16 protein-coding genes are annotated in these 17,502 nt (G+C 68.6%); 10 read left to right on the forward strand and 6 right to left on the reverse strand.

Annotation, left to right across the window (positions count from 1 at the left end):
• Positions 1 to 36: 36 nt before the first annotated feature.
• Entirely contained in the window at positions 37 to 1,752 is a 1,716-nt protein-coding gene (locus tag QR64_RS10300) for a nitrite/sulfite reductase (RefSeq protein ID WP_019288351.1), read from the reverse strand.
• A gap of 392 nt (positions 1,753 to 2,144) precedes the next feature.
• On the opposite strand from QR64_RS10300, the gene hemW reads away from it, so the two are divergent.
• Positions 2,145 to 3,368 carry a radical SAM family heme chaperone HemW gene (gene hemW, locus QR64_RS10305; RefSeq protein WP_200886496.1) on the forward strand — a complete coding sequence of 408 codons (1,224 nt, stop codon included), beginning with the start codon at positions 2,145 to 2,147 and terminating at the stop codon, positions 3,366 to 3,368.
• 210 nt (positions 3,369 to 3,578) lie between these two features.
• Here the strand turns inward: hemW and QR64_RS10310 are convergent, their stop codons facing one another.
• The gene (locus QR64_RS10310) at positions 3,579 to 3,932 is read right to left on the reverse strand and encodes a type II toxin-antitoxin system VapB family antitoxin (RefSeq protein WP_006554485.1); all 354 of its coding nucleotides are present in this window, start codon (positions 3,930 to 3,932) and stop codon (positions 3,579 to 3,581) included.
• 157 nt (positions 3,933 to 4,089) lie between these two features.
• Here QR64_RS10310 and hrcA point away from each other — a divergent pair, with 157 nt between their 5' ends.
• The 4 genes from hrcA to QR64_RS10330 all read left to right on the forward strand — a co-directional run bounded on the left by hrcA (position 4,090) and on the right by QR64_RS10330 (position 7,996).
• The gene (gene hrcA, locus QR64_RS10315; protein WP_006554484.1) at positions 4,090 to 5,133 is read left to right on the forward strand and encodes a heat-inducible transcriptional repressor HrcA; all 1,044 of its coding nucleotides are present in this window, start codon (positions 4,090 to 4,092) and stop codon (positions 5,131 to 5,133) included.
• A 49-nt stretch (positions 5,134 to 5,182) separates the two neighbouring features.
• Positions 5,183 to 6,334, forward strand: coding sequence for a molecular chaperone DnaJ (dnaJ, locus tag QR64_RS10320; RefSeq protein ID WP_006554483.1), 1,152 nt, complete (start codon positions 5,183 to 5,185; stop codon positions 6,332 to 6,334).
• A gap of 9 nt (positions 6,335 to 6,343) precedes the next feature.
• Complete coding sequence (locus QR64_RS10325) at positions 6,344 to 7,102, forward strand: 16S rRNA (uracil(1498)-N(3))-methyltransferase (protein WP_033097762.1); 759 nt, start codon at positions 6,344 to 6,346, stop codon at positions 7,100 to 7,102.
• An 81-nt stretch (positions 7,103 to 7,183) separates the two neighbouring features.
• Positions 7,184 to 7,996, forward strand: coding sequence for an alpha/beta hydrolase family protein (locus QR64_RS10330; RefSeq protein ID WP_033097763.1), 813 nt, complete (start codon positions 7,184 to 7,186; stop codon positions 7,994 to 7,996).
• On the opposite strand, the gene QR64_RS10335 is transcribed toward QR64_RS10330, so the two are convergent.
• The gene (locus QR64_RS10335; RefSeq protein ID WP_052227269.1) at positions 7,940 to 9,553 is read right to left on the reverse strand and encodes an MFS transporter; all 1,614 of its coding nucleotides are present in this window, start codon (positions 9,551 to 9,553) and stop codon (positions 7,940 to 7,942) included. The genes QR64_RS10330 and QR64_RS10335 overlap by 57 nt on opposite strands.
• Before the next feature lie 181 nt (positions 9,554 to 9,734).
• Here QR64_RS10335 and QR64_RS10340 point away from each other — a divergent pair, with 181 nt between their 5' ends.
• From QR64_RS10340 to era, 5 genes are all read left to right on the forward strand, one after another.
• Positions 9,735 to 10,337 (forward strand): TetR/AcrR family transcriptional regulator, encoded by a 603-nt coding sequence (locus tag QR64_RS10340; protein WP_170318574.1) that lies wholly within the window; start codon positions 9,735 to 9,737, stop codon positions 10,335 to 10,337.
• A 102-nt stretch (positions 10,338 to 10,439) separates the two neighbouring features.
• Complete coding sequence (locus QR64_RS10345) at positions 10,440 to 11,498, forward strand: PhoH family protein (RefSeq protein ID WP_006554479.1); 1,059 nt, start codon at positions 10,440 to 10,442, stop codon at positions 11,496 to 11,498.
• 49 nt (positions 11,499 to 11,547) lie between these two features.
• Positions 11,548 to 12,090 carry an rRNA maturation RNase YbeY gene (gene ybeY / locus QR64_RS10350; protein ID WP_006554478.1) on the forward strand — a complete coding sequence of 181 codons (543 nt, stop codon included), beginning with the start codon at positions 11,548 to 11,550 and terminating at the stop codon, positions 12,088 to 12,090.
• A gap of 58 nt (positions 12,091 to 12,148) precedes the next feature.
• Entirely contained in the window at positions 12,149 to 13,465 is a 1,317-nt protein-coding gene (locus tag QR64_RS10355; protein ID WP_006554477.1) for a hemolysin family protein, read from the forward strand.
• On the forward strand, positions 13,462 to 14,379 hold the full coding sequence (era, locus tag QR64_RS10360; RefSeq protein WP_039585143.1) for a GTPase Era: 918 nt from the start codon (positions 13,462 to 13,464) through the stop codon (positions 14,377 to 14,379). The genes QR64_RS10355 and era overlap by 4 nt, the downstream gene beginning before the upstream one ends.
• A gap of 114 nt (positions 14,380 to 14,493) precedes the next feature.
• Here the strand turns inward: era and QR64_RS27740 are convergent, their stop codons facing one another.
• From QR64_RS27740 to QR64_RS10375, 3 genes are all read right to left on the reverse strand, one after another.
• Positions 14,494 to 15,225 (reverse strand): hypothetical protein, encoded by a 732-nt coding sequence (locus QR64_RS27740; RefSeq protein ID WP_052227270.1) that lies wholly within the window; start codon positions 15,223 to 15,225, stop codon positions 14,494 to 14,496.
• Positions 15,226 to 15,456: 231 nt separating this feature from the next.
• Complete coding sequence (locus QR64_RS10370) at positions 15,457 to 16,032, reverse strand: TetR/AcrR family transcriptional regulator (protein WP_033097766.1); 576 nt, start codon at positions 16,030 to 16,032, stop codon at positions 15,457 to 15,459.
• Positions 16,023 to 17,432, reverse strand: coding sequence for an amidase (locus QR64_RS10375; RefSeq protein ID WP_039585145.1), 1,410 nt, complete (start codon positions 17,430 to 17,432; stop codon positions 16,023 to 16,025). Before QR64_RS10375 ends, QR64_RS10370 begins: the two co-directional genes overlap by 10 nt.
• Between the last annotated feature and the right edge of the window lie 70 nt (positions 17,433 to 17,502).

The raw sequence follows: 17,502 nt of genomic DNA on the forward strand, positions 1-17,502 counted from the left end.
GATCCGTCTTCGTGTCGACCGCTGCAGCAGTGCCCGTCATCGCAGGTCTGCCTCCTCGGCGCGGACGACCCATTCGCCGAAGCGCTCGCCGGGCGTGCGCTCCTTGACGAAGGTGCGCACCACCCGCTCGATGTAGTCGCCGAGCTCGGCGCTGGTGACCTTGTGCTGGCGCAGCTTGCGTCCGAACTTCGCGTCGAAGCCCAGCGCACCGCCGAGGTGCACCTGGAAACCTTCGACCTGGTTGCCCTCACCGTCGTCGACGAGTTGACCCTTGAAGCCGATGTCGGCGATCTGGGAGCGCGCACACGAGTTCGGGCAGCCGTTGATGTTGATCGTCACCGGGACGTCGAGCTGCGCGTTGATGTCGGCGAGACGCTCCTCGAGCTCGGGCACGAGGGCTTGCGAACGCTTGCGCGTCTCGACGAAGGACAGCTTGCAGAACTCGATTCCCGTGCACGCCATGAGATTCTTGCGCCACGGCGACGGCGAGGCCGGCAGACCCAGCGCCTCGAGCTCGGTGACGAGCTGCTCGACCTTGTCGTCGGCCACGTCGAGCACGATCAGCTTCTGGTATGGGGTGAACCGGATCCGGTCGGAACCCGCACGTTCGGCGGCGTCGGCGACCTTCGACAGGATCGTGCCCGAGACACGACCGGCGATCGGCGCGACACCCACGGCGTTGAGGCCGTTGCGCAGCTTCTGGATACCGACGTGATCGATGGGACGCTCCGGTGCGGCCGGGGCCGGGCCGTCGATGAGCGGACGCTTCAGGTACTCGGTCTCGAGCACCTCGCGGAACTTCTCGATGCCCCAGTCCTTGATGAGGAACTTCAGGCGTGCCTTGGACCGCAGCCGCCGGTAGCCGTAGTCGCGGAAGATCGCGACGACGCCTTCCCACACATCGGCGACCTCCTCGAGCGGCACCCAGGCGCCGACCCGCTGCGCGAGCATCGGGTTGGTGGACAGGCCGCCGCCGACCCACAGGTCGAAGCCGGGGCCGTGCTCGGGATGCTCGACGCCGATGAAGGCGACGTCGTTGATCTCGTGCACGACGTCCTGCTGGCCGGAGATCGCGGTCTTGAACTTGCGCGGCAGGTTCGAGTACTCGGGGTTGCCGATGTAGCGGCGCACGATCTCGTCGATCGCGGGGGTGCCGTCGATGATCTCGTCGAGGGACTCACCGGCGAGCGGCGAACCGAGCACGACGCGAGGGCAGTCGCCGCACGCCTCGGTGGTCTTCAGGCCGACCGATTCGAGACGACGCCAGATCTCGGGGACGTTCTCGACCTCGATCCAGTGGTACTGGACGTTCTCGCGGTCGGACAGGTCGGCGGTGTCGCGACCGAACTCGGTGGAGATACCGGCGATCGTCCGCAGCTGCGCGAGATTCAGGGCGCCGGCGTCGCAGCGCACCCGCATCATGAAGTACTTCGCCTCGAGCAGGTCGATGTTCTCGTCACCGGTGTAGGTGCCGTCGTAGCCCTGCTCGCGCTGGGTGTACAGACCCCACCAGCGGAAGCGGCCGCGCAGATCGCTCTTGTCGATTCCGTCGAAACCGGTTTGCGCATAGATGTTCTCGATACGCTTGCGGACGTTGAGCGGGTTGTCGTCCTTCTTCGTCTGCTCGTTGGCGTTGAGCGGCTCCCGGTAGCCGAGGGCCCACTGGCCTTCGGCGCGACGCTTGGCGGGACGCGCGCGGCGGGCGGGAGTGGCCGACTCGTCGGCGGGCGTGACGTCGGTGATCGACGACATACAGGGTCTCCTGATACTCGCTGGAACCGGATCGACGAGCGCAGGAGGGAGCTGACCTCGTGCACGCATGCTTCGACCCGGCGGGATCTGGGATGTGCCGGGGAGTGCCGACTAGAGACAGTCGGCGCAGAGACAAGCGGCGCAAGGCAGACAACAGGATGCGCAGACGCGCTTGAAGTCGACGTGGCGTCGCGCCACGAGTCGCACTCCGTGTCCTGTCATGCGGACCATTGTGCCATGTCACCGGGGCGATTCCGAATTGCGGGCGGTATTTCCACCCGATTTTCGGGAAATGTCGAGGTAGGGGCGTCGCGCGCGGAGCCGCCCTTCAGGTCTCTGGAACACTGGAGGGCGTGAACAGCACTGAGATCGGTCGACGCACCGGCACGGAAATCGGTATCGCGGGTCGTCCGGCCGGTCTCGAACTTCCCGCTTCGGCACTCGCAGGAGTGGGGACGCGACCGTTCGGTGTGTACGTGCACGTGCCCTTCTGCGCGACCCGCTGCGGCTACTGCGACTTCAACACCTACACGGCCGGGGAACTCGGCAGCGCGGCGTCGCCGCAGTCCTGGCTGGAGGGTCTGCGCCGCGAACTCGACGCCGGTGCCCGGCTGCTGTCCGAATCCGGACGACGGACTCCCGCTGCCGAGACGGTCTTCGTCGGCGGCGGAACACCCTCGCTGCTCGGCGCGGACGGTCTCGCGCAGGTGCTCGACGCGATCCGCGACTCGTTCGGGCTCGCTCCCGGCGCCGAGGTGACCACCGAATCGAACCCGGAGTCGACCTCCACGGAGTTCTTCTCGTCGATCCGCGAGGCCGGATACACCCGCGTGTCGCTCGGCATGCAGTCCGCGGCGCCCCACGTGCTGGCGGTCCTCGACCGCACCCACACACCCGGGCGTCCCGTCGCGGCGGCGAAGGAAGCGCGCGCGGCCGGTTTCGGCCACATCAACCTCGATCTGATCTACGGTACTCCCGGCGAGCGCGACGCCGACCTCGACGCCTCCCTCGACGCCGTGCTCGAAGCGGGGGTCGACCACGTCTCGGCGTACGCGCTCATCGTCGAGGACGGCACCGCCCTCGCTCGCCGTGTCCGTCGCGGCGAGCTGCCGGCTCCGGACGACGACGTGCTCGCATCGCGGTACGAGCGGATCGACGCGCGACTCGCCGACGCCGGGATGACCTGGTACGAGGTGTCCAACTGGGCGAAGGCCGATGATCCGTCGGCGCGCTGCGCCCACAACCTCGGTTACTGGGACGGCGGCGACTGGTGGGGCGCCGGGCCGGGCGCGCACAGCCACGTCGGTGGCGTGCGCTGGTGGAACGTCAAGCATCCCGCCCGTTACGCGTCGACCCTCGCCGACGGAGTCCTGCCCGTCGGGGGCAGCGAACACCTCACGGCCGAGGACCGGCACACCGAACTCGTCATGCTCACCGTCCGGCTGCGCACGGGCCTGCCGTTGTCGGAGCTCGACGACGGTGAGCGCGAGGCAGCAGAGACGGTGGTCGCCGACGGGCTCGCCGTGGAGCGCGACGATCAGCTCGTGCTGACCGACCGGGGCCGGCTGCTCGCCGACGCGGTGGTCCGCACCATCCTGGTCGGCGCGGACGACTGACCGTCCGGTCGCGTCATGCTGCTCCGACCGACCGGTCGCGTCATGCTGCTCCGATGCGCTCCGAGTCGTAGACCGACAGCCGCCCACGGTTCTCGACCACCGACACCTAGTACTTATCCGACTCGGTCCGGCCGTCGACGGTGACGAACGTGAGGGTGACGATCACACTCGACACATCGCGGGGCTCCACGGTATCCACCCCTGATCGGGCTATGCGGGCGACGGGCCCCGAACCTCGGCGCCCGGGTCGGGCACGCCACCGGGAATCAGCACGTCGTACTCGAAGACACGCACGTGCAGCACCGTCCGGTTCCGCAGCGCAGACTGCACGGCACGGTGGAGTCCGTCCTCGAGGTACAGCACGCCCTGCCACTGGACGGCGTGTGGGAACAGATCGCCGTAGAACGTCGAGTCCTCCGACAACAGCCGGTCGAGTTCGAGCACCTTCGTCGTCGTGACGATCTCGTCGAGGCGCACCTGGCGGGGCGGAATCCTCGACCAGTCGCGCAGAGACAGTCCGTGATCGGGATACGGCTTGCCGTCCCGGACGCCCTTGAAGATCATGTGAACACATTACGGGGGACGCGCCGAAGGCGTCGCTTCCGGTTCGGGGTGGTATCGCACACGTGCCCGACACCTTCGAGGTCGTCGCGCGATTAGACTGACAGGGTACGGCCCCGAGAGGTGCAGTCCTGCAGGCGGCGGAAACGGAGGTGGCGGGTTGTCGAGTACCGAGGAGCGGAGATTCACGGTCTTGCGCGCCATCGTGGCGGATTACGTGTCCACCAAGGAGCCGATCGGCTCCAAGACTCTCGTCGACCGGCACAATCTCGGAGTGTCCAGCGCCACGGTCCGCAACGACATGGCTGTGCTCGAAGCAGAGGGATACATCACACAGACCCACACGAGCTCGGGACGCGTGCCCACCGACAAGGGCTACCGCCAGTTCGTCGACAGGATCGCGGAGGTCAAACCGCTCTCGTCGGCCGAGCGCCGCGCAATCCTGCAGTTCCTCGAATCGGGCGTCGACCTCGACGACGTGCTGCGCCGCGCGGTGCGGTTGCTCGCGCAGCTCACCCGCCAGGTCGCGGTCGTGCAGTACCCGACGCTCTCCGCGTCGTCCGTGCGACATCTCGAGGTGGTCGGGCTGACACCGGCGCGGCTGCTGCTCGTGCTCATCACCGACTCGGGCCGCGTCGATCAGCGCATCGTCGAACTCGGCGACGTGATCGACGAGGACGGCCTGTCGCGGTTGCGTGAGCTGCTCGGCGGGGCATTGACCGGCAAGCGGCTCGCCGCGGCCTCCGTCGCAGTGACCGAGCTCGCCGACAACGCACCGGACGATCTGCGCGACGCGCTCATCCGGTGCACCACCGTGTTGGTGGAGACCCTCGTCGAGCACCCCGAGGAGCGTCTCGTGCTCGGCGGCACCGCCAATCTCACCCGCAACGCCGCCGACTTCGACGGCCACGGCATGCTTCCGGGCTCGTTGCGTACGGTCCTCGAAGCCCTCGAGGAGCAGGTCGTGGTGCTCAAACTGCTCGCGTCCAGCCAGGACGCAGGCCGGGTCACCGTCCGCATCGGTGAGGAGACCCAGTTCGAGGAGATGCGCACCACCTCGGTCGTGTCCACCGGCTACGGGGCCGCGGGTACGGTCTTCGGTGGTCTGGGAGTGCTCGGCCCCACCCGGATGGACTATCCGGGAACCATCGCATCGGTCGCCACCGTTGCGAGATATATCGGTGAGGTGCTCGGCGAACGCTGAGCACCGTCCATTTTTGCTCTGTAGAACGACGTAAGGACGAGAACCAAACGTGGCACGGGACTACTACGGGACGCTCGGCGTGTCCAAGAACGCGACCGACCAGGAGATCAAACGGGCGTACCGCAAGTTGGCGCGCGAGCACCACCCGGATGTGAACCCCGACGAGTCGGCGCAGAAGCGTTTCCAGGAGATCTCGGCCGCCTACGAGGTGCTGTCGGATCCCGAGAAGCGACGCATCGTCGACCTCGGCGGCGACCCGCTCGAACCCGGTGGCGGCGGTGCGGGCGGCTTCGGCGGCGCCGGCTTCGGTGGCGGCCTCGGTGATGTCTTCGAGGCGTTCTTCGGTGGTGGGGCCGGCGGTTCCCGCGGTCCGCGCGGCCGCGTCCAGCCCGGCGCCGACTCGCTGCTCCGCACCCGCCTGACCCTCGAGGAATGCGCTCGCGGCGTCACCAAGACGGTCACGGTCGACACCGCGATCCTGTGCGACGCGTGCACCGGTTCCGGCACCCACGGCGATTCGAAGCCCGTGCGCTGCGAGACCTGCGGTGGCGCCGGTGAGGTTCAGTCCGTCCAGCGTTCCTTCCTCGGCCAGGTCATGACGTCCCGCCCGTGCCCCACCTGCCGCGGTGTCGGCGAGACGATCCCGGATCCCTGCCGCAAGTGCGGTGGTGACGGCCGCGTGCGCGCCCGCCGCGAGGTCACCGTCAAGGTGCCCGCCGGCGTCGGCAACGGGATGCGCATCCGCCTCGCGGCTCAGGGCGAGGTCGGCCCCGGCGGCGGTCCTGCCGGCGATCTCTACGTCGAGGTGCTCGAACAGCAGCACGAGGTTTTCGTGCGCGACGGCGACGACCTGCACTGCACCATCCGCGTGCCCATGGTCGACGCTGCGCTCGGCACCAAGGTGACGATCGAGACCATCCTCGACGGCCCCACCGAGATCACCATCGATCCCGGCACCCAGCCCGGTTCGGTCTCGGTGCTGCGCGGCCACGGCATGCCGAAGCTGCGCTCGGGTACGCGCGGCGACCTGCACGCGCATCTCGAGGTCGTGGTGCCGAGCAAGCTCGATCACAAGCAGACGAAGCTGCTCGAGGACCTGCGCCGGCACAGCGACCGGGAGCATGTCGAGGTCGTGACCACGGGTTCGCAGAACACCGGCGGCCTGTTCTCGCGCCTGCGCGACGCGTTCAGCGCCCGTTAGGTCGCTCGGGTGGCCGCGACACTGTTCTACCTCGACCCGCTGCCCGACGAGGGGCGGACGGCCGTGCTCGACGGCAAGGAGGGCCGGCACGCCGCGACGGTGCGCCGTATCGCGGTAGGCGAGCGGCTCGTGTTGTCCGACGGTGCCGGTGAGGTCGCCGACGTCGAGGTCACGGCGGTCGCGAAGGACCGGCTCGAAGCGCTCGTGCTCGGTCGTCGCGTTGTCGACCCGCCGCGTCCGAGCGTGACCGTCGTGCAGGCGCTGCCGAAGTCCGACCGGTCCGAACTCGCCGTCGAACTGGCCACCGAGGCCGGCGCCGACGAGTTCGTACCGTGGCAGTCGGTGCGCTGTGTCGCCCGGTGGGATGCCAAGGCGGACAAGGGTGTTGCCAAGTGGCAGGCGGTCGCGACGTCCGCGGCGAAGCAGTCGCGGCGCGCGCACGTGCCGACGGTGGCCGGGTTGCACCGCACACCCGAGGTCGTCGCACGGGTCCGCTCGGCCGTCGAGCGCGGCGACGTCGTCGCGGTGCTCCACGAATCCGCCACGATCCCCTTCGCCGATCTGCCCGTGCGCGACGTCGATTCGCTGACGCTGATCGTCGGTCCCGAAGGCGGACTCGACGACGCGGAGGTCGAGGCCCTCGTCGACGCGGGCGCGGTGGCCGTCGGTCTCGGCCCCACGGTGCTGCGCACCTCGACCGCCGCGGCCGTCGCACTCGGCGCGATCGGTGTGTTGACCGACCGGTGGCGTACCAGGCCCCTGCACTAGGGATCGCTTGCGGGTCCCGATTCTCTGTGCTGCGGGATCGCTTGCGGGTCCCGACCATACGTATCGAAGGAATTTCCTCTCTTGGCTCGTACGAAGATCGCCTACGGCACCCACTCGCAGCAGTTCGGGCACGTCTTCCTACCCGACCCCGCGACGGTGACGGGGCCCGTTCCCGCCGTCATGGTCGTTCACGGCGGTTCGTGGCACGGCCGCTACCAGCTCACCCTCGGTACGGCGCTGTCCGTGGAACTCGCGCGTCGCGGTGTGGTGGCGTGGAACGTCGAGTACCGCCGTCTCGAGGCCGGTGGCGCGTGGGACGAGATGTCCGCCGATGTGGTCGCGGCGTACGAGACGATCTTCACCGAGGTCGTTCCGCACGCGCAGCGCGGCGGTGTCGAGGTCGATCTCGACCGTGTGCGGCTCGTCGGTCACTCTGCGGGAGGCCAGCTGGCGGTGTGGCTCGCGGGTGAGTGCACGTCGGTGCGACCGGAATTCGTGGTTTCGCAGGCGGGTGCGCTCGACCTCGTCACCGCCGGGGAGCGCGGTCGTCGCGTGGAGGCGTTCGAGGCGCTCTTCGGTGCGTCCTACGCGGAGGCACCCGAGTGTTATCGGTCGGCCTCGCCGACGCACCGGCCGCCGATCGGTGTGCCGGTCGCGGTGCTGCACGGCACCGCCGACGAGCAGGTGTCGGTGAGTGTCGCGCACCGTTACGTCGACGCGGCCGACGCGGCAGGAGATCCGGTGTCGCTGGAGCTGTTCGACGGTGAGGATCACGTCGCCTTCCTGAACCGGAGCACCCGGGCCTGGGCGCGATCGCTCGACCTGCTCACCGTCCGGTCAGTGGCCGATCTCGGCCTCGCTGCCGGTGCGGGTGTGGAGTCCGCGGGGGAGTAGCGTGGTGACCGCCGCGGCGCCGATGAGCAGGACGATGCCGGCGACGAGGCTCGCGGACGAGATCGCCTCGGCGAACGCTGCGGACGACGCGTCGAGCAGCGGTTGTGCGTACGACGCCGCGAATGGGTTCGCTGCGAGTTCCTCCGCGACGATCGCCGCACCGCCCACCGAATCGCCGGCCGCCTCGATCGCCATCGCGGCCTGATCGGCCATCGGACCTGTCAGGTCCGCCAACGGCAATCCGTCGAGGAACCCGGAGATCTCGCGGTGATAGGTGGTCGCGAGGATCGAGCCGAGCACGGCGATGCCCAGAGACCCGCCGAATTCCACTGCGGTGTCGTTCAACCCGCCCGCCGCTCCGAGGTCCGAGTCGGGGAAGCCGCCCATGATCAGGTCGGTGGACGGGGATGTGGCCAGGCCGATGCCCAATCCGAGCAGCAACAACGAGATCAGAAAGGGCGTGAAGCCGGAGGCGCCGGCCGTGACGGTCAAGGTGAGGATGCCTGCCGCAGCGGCGAACATGCCCGTGCCCACGAGGGCCCGCGCACCGAGTCGGGGCGCGAACCGGCCGCTCAGCGCCGCGCCGAGCGAGACCGTCACCGCGAGGGGAAGCAGACGCAGACCGGTCTCGAGCGGGCCGTAACCGAGCACGAACTGGAACTGCTGCGCGACGAAGTAGATGGCGCCGAAGGCGACGAGGAAGAGCAGTAACACCGACACGCACGCACCGCCGACGGTCCGGTCCGCGACCCGACGCACGTCCAGCAACGGCCGGGGGTGGCGAAGTTCCCACATCACGAAGAGCACCGCGGCGATCACCGAGCCGATCGAGGTGGCGATCACCCCGGTGCCCCAACCGAAGTGGAACCCCTCGATGATCGCGTAGACGATTCCGCCGAGAGCAGCGACCGACAGGGCGCCGCCGACCCAGTCGGTGCGGGTGAGATCGTCCGCCTTCGAGGCCGGCACGAGGATCAGGGCCGCGATCGCCGCGAATGCCGCGATCGGCACGTTGATGAGGAAGGTCGAACCCCACGAGTTCGATTCGAGGAGCCATCCGGCGAGCAGGGGACCGAGCGCAATGGCGAGTCCGGACGTGGCGGCCCAGGCTGCGATCGCGCGGGCACGCTCGTGCACGGGGAACATCGCGACGAGCAGCGACAGTGTCGCAGGCATGATCACGGCGGCGCCCACCCCCATGACGATGCGCGCGACGATCACGTCGCCGGCGCTGTCGGCGAACGATCCGTAGACCGCGCCGGCGGCAAAGACGACCAGGCCCGCCAGCAACGCGCGACGTCGTCCGTATCGATCGCCGAGCACGCCGAACAGCAGCATCAGCGCGGCATAGGGGACGGTGTAGCCGTCGATGATCCACTGCATGTCGGCGCTGGTGAGCTGCAGTTCGCGCAGCATGCCGGGTGCGGCGACGATGAGCGAGGTGTTGGCCATCACGACGATGAGCAGGCTCAGGCACAGCACCGCCAGTCCGGCCCAGCGCAGCCGGTAGGGTTCCTTCGCTGCGGTCCCTCCTGCGAGGGTCACGGCAGTGGGCATGGGCTCTCCTCGGGTGCGACACGGGCCGGGACCTGAGCCCCGATCTACACGGTGGTGTGCAAGTTACGCAGCTGCACATCCGTGTGCAACTAAAATGAAAGACAGATCACAGTCAGCGGAAGAGGGCGAGAACGTGGAGAACTCGGTCACACGACCGCGAACCCGATTCAATGCGAACCGCATGCGCATACTCGACGCTGCGGTGATGTGCTTTGCGGCCGACTCCGACGCGAGCATGGACGATGTCGCCAAAGCCGCGGGTGTCGTCCGCCGCACCGTCTATGCGCACTTCCCCAACCGGGAAGCCCTCGTCGAGGGGATCGTCGACGACGCCTCGACCGCACTCGCCGAGGCTCTCGACCACCCCGAGCCGGACGATCCCGCGGTCGCGCTCGCGGTCGTGGCGTTGCGGACCTGGCCCATCGGCGACCGCTACCGCGTGCTGCTCTCCTTCGCCCGCAAGGAGATGGGAGAGCAGCGCATCGCCGAGCTGGTCTCCCCGGTGCGCTCACGTGTCCTCGGGCACGTCGAACGCGGCCTCGCGCAGAGCCAGCTCTCCGACTACCTCCCGGCGCCCGTGCTCGTAGGGATGATGGAGGGCCTGACGATGGCCACACTCGAGCAGGCCAATCTCGGGCTGGTGGACGACTCGGGCGACACGATCGTCCTGGGCAATCTCGTGCTCGGTGGGGTCTCACCCGACCGGGCACCCGGGATCCTCGCCGAGGCACGGCGGTGGCTCGCGGAGGCGGGTTCTGGTGAAGGCGGAATCCAACCCCGCTGAAACTCCCTGTTGCGGGAGGGTGCGCTTCGTCCGGCGCTAGACTGGCACGAACACGACGACCGTCGTGCAGGAGCCGAACCGAAAGCAGGACGTACCGTCCACGTGAGTGAACCAGACCGACCCCACGAGCCCCCCGAATTCGAGCCGACCACGGTCAAATCGAGCCTCGACCTCCCCTCGGAGGCCGCAGCGCCCCTGCTCGGAGCCGCGGACGAGAATCTGATCGCCCTCGAAGCCCTCCTGGCGGCGGACATCCACGTGCGGGGCAACACCGTCACGCTGACCGGAGCGCCCGCCGACGTCGCCCTCGCGGAACGTGCGCTCGCCGAACTCGTCACCATCGTCCGTCGCGGACAATCGCTCGCGCCCGACGCCGTGCGTCGCACCGTGGGCATGCTCACCCAGGGGCTCTCCGAGTCGCCGGCCGACGTGCTCAGCCTCGACATTCTGTCGCGGCGCGGGAAGACGATCCGGCCCAAGACCCTGAACCAGAAGCGGTACGTCGACGCGATCGATGCCCACACCATCGTTTTCGGTGTCGGACCGGCTGGTACGGGCAAGACCTATCTCGCCATGGCAAAGGCCGTGCAGGCGCTGCAGACCAAGCAGGTCAACCGCATCATCCTCACGCGTCCCGCCGTCGAGGCAGGGGAGCGGCTCGGCTTCCTGCCGGGCACCCTGCACGAGAAGATCGACCCGTATCTGCGTCCACTGCACGACGCGCTGCACGACATGATGGATCCCGAGGCGATCCCGAAGCTCATGCAGGCCGGGGTCATCGAGGTCGCACCCCTGGCGTACATGCGTGGCCGCACCCTGAACGATGCGTTCATCATCCTCGACGAGGCGCAGAACACCACCGCCGAACAGATGAAGATGTTCCTCACGCGTCTGGGCTTCAATTCCAAGATCGTCGTGACGGGCGACATCACGCAGATCGACCTGCCCGGCGGCGCCCGTTCGGGTCTCGCCGCCGCCACCGAGATCCTCGACGGCATCGACGACATCCACATCGCGCGACTCGACAGCAGCGACGTCGTGCGGCACCGGCTCGTCTCCGACATCGTCGACGCCTACAGCCGTTTCGAGGCCACCCGCGACGGCGACGGGATCCCCGGCAACCGTGCTCAACGTCGCGCGCAGCGGGTGCAGCGTCGATGAACACCCTTGTAGATCAACCGAATACCGTCGTGCAGAAGGAACTCCAGTCATGAGCATCGAGATCTCGAACGAATCGGGAATGGACGTCTCGGAGGAGGAGCTCCTCGACGTCGCCCGTTTCGTGATCGCCCGGATGGATGTGCATCCGGCGGCGGAGTTGTCGATGGTGCTCGTGGACCTCGACACCATGGCCGATCTGCACGTGCGGTGGATGGACCTTCCCGGCCCCACCGACGTGATGTCGTTCCCCATGGACGAACTCGAGCCCGGGGGGCGTCCGGACGCTCCCGAACCGGGACCGTCGATGCTCGGCGACATCGTGCTGTGTCCGCAGTTCGCCGCCGACCAGGCGGCGAAGGCCGGTCACCCGGTGGCCCACGAACTCGCCCTGCTCACCGTGCACGGCATGCTCCACCTCCTCGGCTACGACCACGCCGAACCGGAGGAGGAGAAGGAGATGTTCGGCCTGCAGAACCAGCTCCTCGCCGAGTGGTACGAGGAGATCCGCCGCGCCGAGCACGAGGCGCGGCTCGCCGCCCGCGACCGGAAGTTGCTGGGCAAGGCCGGTTTCGTCGACACCCCCGAATCATGAGCGGCGACAGTGCGAGCCATCGTGATCGGACGGCACCGATCGAGGGAGTGACGATCGCGTGAGTACCGTGCCCCTCGTCGTCCTGGCGGTCGTCCTGGTGGTGCTCGGCGGCCTGTTCGCCGCTGTCGATTCCGCGCTCAACACCGTATCCGCGGCGCGCGCCGAGGAACTCGCGAAGGAGGGCCGCCCCAGTGCGCGCCGCCTGCTCGGTCTGCTCGACGATCGGCCCCGCTACGTCAATCTGACGGTGCTGCTGCGCATCCTCTGCGAGATCACCGCCACCGTCGTGCTCGTCGGTGCGTTGCTCGCCGTGCTCGACCGCACATGGGCGCTCGTCGTGGGCGCTGCGGTGATGGTGATCGTCGACTACGTCGTGATCGGGGTCAGCCCGCGCACGCTCGGACGCCAGCACGCGTACCCGATCGCGCTCGCCGCCACCGGACCGCTGCGGGTACTCGGTGTCCTGCTCGGTCCGATCAGCCGAATCCTCATCAGCGTAGGCAATGCGGTCACACCCGGTCGCGGTTTCAGGAACGGCCCGTTCTCCAACGAGATCGAGCTGCGCGAACTGGTCGATCTCGCTCAGGAGAGCGGGGTCGTGGCCGACGAGGAACGCCGGATGATCCAGTCGGTGTTCGACTTCGGCGACACCACCGCTCGCGAGATCATGGTTCCACGCCCCGAGATGGTGTGGATCGAGGAGACCAAGACGGCCGGTCAGGCCACCTCGCTCGCCGTCCGCAGCGGGCACTCGCGGATCCCGGTGATCGGTGAGAACGTCGACGACATCCGCGGTGTCGTCTACCTCAAGGATCTCGTCCAGCAGACCTACTACCACCGCGACGGCGGACGCAGCGTCTCCGTCGCCGACGTCATGCGACCGGCGGTCTTCGTGCCGGATTCGAAGCGCCTCGACGATCTGCTCGCCGACATGCAGCGCGACCGCAACCACATGGCGATCCTCGTCGACGAATACGGCGGCATCGCCGGTCTCGTGACGATCGAGGACGTCATCGAGGAGATCGTCGGCGAGATCGCCGACGAGTACGACACCGGGGAGATCCCCGACGTCGAGGAACTCGGCGACGACACCTACCGCGTTTCCGCGCGACTTCCCGTCGAGGACCTCGGCGAACTGTTCGACATCGACATCGAGGACGACGAGGTCGACACCGTCGGCGGACTCCTCGGCTACGAACTCGGCCGAGTTCCTCTGCCGGGTGCGGAGGTACGGACCCACGGCCTGCTGCTCCGCGGCGAGGGCGGACCGGACGTCCGCGGGCGGGTGCGTGTGAGCACCGTCTTCGTGCAGCGCGTCAGCCCCGAAGAAGAACCCACCGATACCGATACGGCCACCACCGAGGAGCATGCATGACCGACACCGACTTCCGTTCCGGCTTCATCTGTTTCGTCGGCCGGCCCAACACCGGGAAGTCGACGCTCACGAATGCGCTTGTCGGCAGCAAGATCGCGATCACCTCGTCGCGCCCGCAGACCACCCGCCACACCATCCGCGGCATCGTCCACCGCGACAACGCCCAGCTCATCCTCGTGGACACCCCGGGACTGCACCGCCCGCGCACCCTGCTCGGCCAGCGGCTCAACGACCTGGTGCAGGACACCTACTCCGAGGTCGACGCGATCGGCATGTGCTTCCCCGCCGACGAGAAGATCGGCCCCGGCGACCGCTGGATCCTCGAGCAGGTGCGCCACATGGCGCCGAAGACCCCGGTCATCGGCATTGTCACGAAGATCGACAAGGTGGGCAAACAGCAGGTCGCCGCGCAGTTGCTCGCCGTGTCGAAGCTCCTCGGCGAGAACTGCGAGGTCGTGCCGGTCTCCGCGGCCTCGGGTGAGCAGGTCGAGGTCCTCGTCGACGTCCTCGTCTCGCACATGGAACCCGGACCGGCCTTCTATCCCGACGGCGAGCTCACCGACGAGCCGGAAGAGACCCTGATGGCCGAGCTCATCCGCGAGGCCGCCCTCGAAGGTCTCGGCGACGAGCTGCCCCACTCGCTCGCCGTCGTGATCGAGGAGATCACCGAACGCGAGGGTCGCACCGAGAAGCAGGGCGAGATGCTCGACGTGCACGCCCTGCTCTACGTCGAACGGCCGAGCCAGAAGGGCATCGTCATCGGCAAGGGGGGCGCGCGGCTGCGCGAAGTGGGCACCGCCGCACGCACCCACATCGAGAAGCTCCTCGGCGTGAAGATCTACCTCGACCTGCACGTGAAGGTCGCGAAGGACTGGCAGCGAGACCCCAAACAGCTGGGCCGTCTGGGATTCTGACGCCGAGCCCTACGGGGTGGACGCGGTGATCGGCCGGGCGACCCACATCGACGCGAGGTAGGTCGGTGCCGACGAACGCGCTGAAGCGGTCGATCAGTTCCGCCGGCCGCGGTGTCATGGCGACGGCAGCGGAGACGTCGAAGCGGCGACAGCGGCGACGAGCAATCCGCTCACCACCGGGATCGCGAGTCGTCGCACGAGATCACCGACCGGGACGCGGCAGAAGCCCGCGACCACGATCAGCGACGACCAGATGACGCGGGTGCCGCCGCCGGTCCAGGTCGCGGCGTTCTGCGCAAGGGCGGCAAGCGTTGCGGTGTCCGTTCCGGCCTGCGGGGCGAGCGCGGCGACGATACCACCGGTAAGCGGCAGACCGGCCCAGCCGGAGCCGTCCAGACCGATGAGCATGCCGATCAGGATCATGCTGAACGCGGCGAAGAGACCGTTGTCGGGAATGCGGGTCTGGATGCTCTCGACGGCGTCGAACAGGAAGGCCGGCCCGGTGCCGTCCTCGAGTCCCAGGATCGAACCGGAGTAGTCGGGGATGCCGGGGTACACGAATCCGGCCACCGGCAGGATGATTCCCATGGCCTTGAACGCGTGGACCAAGCCGTCGACGAAATGGGTGGCACAATGTTCGAGGGCCACGCCCTGTCCGGAAATCGCGAGGGCGATCAAGGCCGAGCGGCGGCAGCCCGGCCTTGATCGCCGCCGGGAGCAGCACGGCACCGATGATCGCGAGAGCAGGTGTGGGCAGAAGAACAACGACAGCAGATAGGTGACGACGAACAGCACGACGTAGGCGATACGGCCGTTGATCATCCAGCGCCCGAAGGGACGCACCATGAGTTCGTCGGCGCCGATGGTGCAGCATCGCCGCGAGCATCGATGGGCGGCACCGCCGTCGTCGGCCGGAACATGTCGATCCCGAAGAGTCGGACAGGACTCGGCAATCGGCCGACCAACCACTCGCGACGCGAAAGAATTGTGCACACGGCATAATTCGTGACGGTGGTGTTTCGTCGCGGACGCGGATGTGAACGCGTCGTCACGCCGGGGCCGGTGACCGAAGGGAACTCAGCGACGCGTGGCCGCCGCGCCGTGCAGCAGCAGCAGAACGGCCTCCGACAGATCCGGCTCCGTACCCGTCGACAGGCGGCGCAGTTGCAGCCCGGTGATGGTCGCGACGACCGTCGGGGCGATCGTCTCCGGATCCGGCACTCCCAGCGCGGAAAGGACGGAGGCAGTCAACGCGTCGTAGGCACGCCAGCAGCGTTCGGCGACCCGCCGCAGTTCCTCGTCGCGCCCCGCCTGCACATAGAGCTCGAAGGGGGCGATGCGTTCGGCCGTGAAGGTCAGGTCGTGGGCGACGCGTTCGGTGAGTTCGGCGGCCTCCGTCAGCGACAGGGCCCGGGATCGATACTGCTCGGCGAGTTCTCGCAGCCGCTCGGTCTCCTCGTCGACGAAGAACTCGAGCGCGGCGCGCAGCAGGTCGGCCTGGGTGGGGAAATGGTAGGTGATCGAACCGAGCGACACTTCGGCGCGCGCCGCGATGCGCCGGTTCGTCACCCCGGCGACCCCGTCGGTGCCGACGAGATACAGGGTGGCGTGGACGATCCGCGAGCGGGCGTCGTCGCGCGTGGTCACCACCATCGCTCCGGGGTGTGTTCGTGCCAGCGCAGCACCGATTCGAGTTGGGAGGCGAGGGACACCAGCAGCGGTTCGGAGTTCGCCGGGCCGAGCAGCTGGGCACCCACCGGCAGTCGCTCCTCGGTGAAACCCGCGGGGACGTTGATCGCGGGCCAGCCCAGCACGTTCCACGGCCACGCGTAGGGGCATGCGCCGGTGATGACCTTGTCGGTCGCCCAGCCGCCGATGCCGTCGATCGCCGTCACCGGCAGCGGCGGTGTGGCAGTGGTGGGGGCGAGTACGACGTCGAACCGGTCGAAGATGCGGCCGACCCGACGGTGCAGTCGCGGTTCGACCGCGCGCGCCGCCCGCAACGGATAACCGTGCAGGAACCGGCCGGTGCGGGCGTTGGCGCGGGTGCGCACGTCGGCGAGGGACGGGTCGGGCAGGCGGTACAACCAATCCTCGATACCGGCCATGGATCGAGGGAGGAAGGTGAGACCGAACGTCATTCCGTAGTCGGGATCGGCGAGCGTCACCTCGTGGCCGAGATCGCGCAGTACCGCGGCGAGTGCGGCGATGCGGGTGCGGACGCGGGCGTCGAGGCTGGTGGGTGTCGCGGTGAACGGGATCTTCAGCGACAGAGCGATGTTCAGTCTGCCGGGATCTCGTCCCACGGCGTCGGAGACGGTCAGCGGCGCGCACGCGTGCCGGTCGCCGGGGTGGTTCCCGGACACGACGTCGAGGAGCAGGGCCGCGTCGGCGACCGTGCGGGCGAGTGGGCCGTGCGTGGTGAGTCCGTTGAAGGATTCGGCGTCGGGCCACATGGAGATCCGGCCGCGTTGGGGCTTGATGCCGACGAGATTGGACCACGAGGCGGGGATGCGGACCGATCCGGCGCCGTCGGATCCCAGGGCGGCCGGCACGAGTCCCGCCGCGACGGCCGCGGCGCTGCCACCCGACGAGCCGCCGGGGGTGTGGTCGCGCGACCACGCGCTGCGGGTGTGCCCGAAGGCGTCGCCGCCGGTGAGCGGCCACTGGCCGAGTTCGGGGGAGTGGGTCTTGCCGACGATCACCGCGCCGGCGGCCCGCAGGCGACGCACCACCTCGGCGTCGGTGTCCTTCGGGGCGAAGGTGCCGGCGCAGCCGAACATCGTCGTCTCGCCGACGATGTCGGTGTCGTCCTTGATCGCGATGGGGACACCCAGCAGGGGGAGGTGTTCGCCGTTCGCGCGGCGCCGGTCGGCCTCGCGGGCCTCGTCGAGTGCGGTGGTGCGGCGCACGACGCGGAAGGCGTTCAGGTGCGGTTGCGATTCGTCGATCCGGTCGAGGCTCGCACGGACGAGGTCCGTGGAGGTGGTCTCGCCGCGGTCGAGTGCCTCGACGGTCGCCTTCAGGTCGCGCAGGTCGGTTCGAGCGTCCATTCGTTCCCCCGTTCGTTCGAACGAACAATAACGCGTTCCCGTTCTGGGTGTCGAGTCCCTTCGTGGACCG

The sequence above is a fragment of the Rhodococcus sp. Chr-9 genome (genome assembly GCF_000801125.1).
GTDB lineage: Bacteria > Actinomycetota > Actinomycetes > Mycobacteriales > Mycobacteriaceae > Rhodococcus > Rhodococcus pyridinivorans.

Excerpts from the sequence above, each read along its gene's own strand:
- QR64_RS10340 (WP_170318574.1), top strand. The coding sequence starts at position 9,735 with ATGCGCATACTCGACGCTGCGGTGATGTGCTTTGCGGCCGACTCCGAC.
- era (WP_039585143.1), top strand. The coding sequence starts at position 13,462 with ATGACCGACACCGACTTCCGTTCCGGCTTCATCTGTTTCGTCGGCCGG.
- QR64_RS27740 (WP_052227270.1), bottom strand. The coding sequence starts at position 15,225 with ATGGTGCGTCCCTTCGGGCGCTGGATGATCAACGGCCGTATCGCCTAC.
- ybeY (WP_006554478.1), top strand. The coding sequence starts at position 11,548 with ATGAGCATCGAGATCTCGAACGAATCGGGAATGGACGTCTCGGAGGAG.
- QR64_RS10335 (WP_052227269.1), bottom strand. The coding sequence starts at position 9,553 with ATGCCCACTGCCGTGACCCTCGCAGGAGGGACCGCAGCGAAGGAACCC.
- QR64_RS10300 (WP_019288351.1), bottom strand. The coding sequence starts at position 1,752 with ATGTCGTCGATCACCGACGTCACGCCCGCCGACGAGTCGGCCACTCCC.
- QR64_RS10370 (WP_033097766.1), bottom strand. The coding sequence starts at position 16,032 with ATGGTGGTGACCACGCGCGACGACGCCCGCTCGCGGATCGTCCACGCC.
- QR64_RS10310 (WP_006554485.1), bottom strand. The coding sequence starts at position 3,932 with ATGATCTTCAAGGGCGTCCGGGACGGCAAGCCGTATCCCGATCACGGA.
- QR64_RS10375 (WP_039585145.1), bottom strand. The coding sequence starts at position 17,432 with ATGGACGCTCGAACCGACCTGCGCGACCTGAAGGCGACCGTCGAGGCA.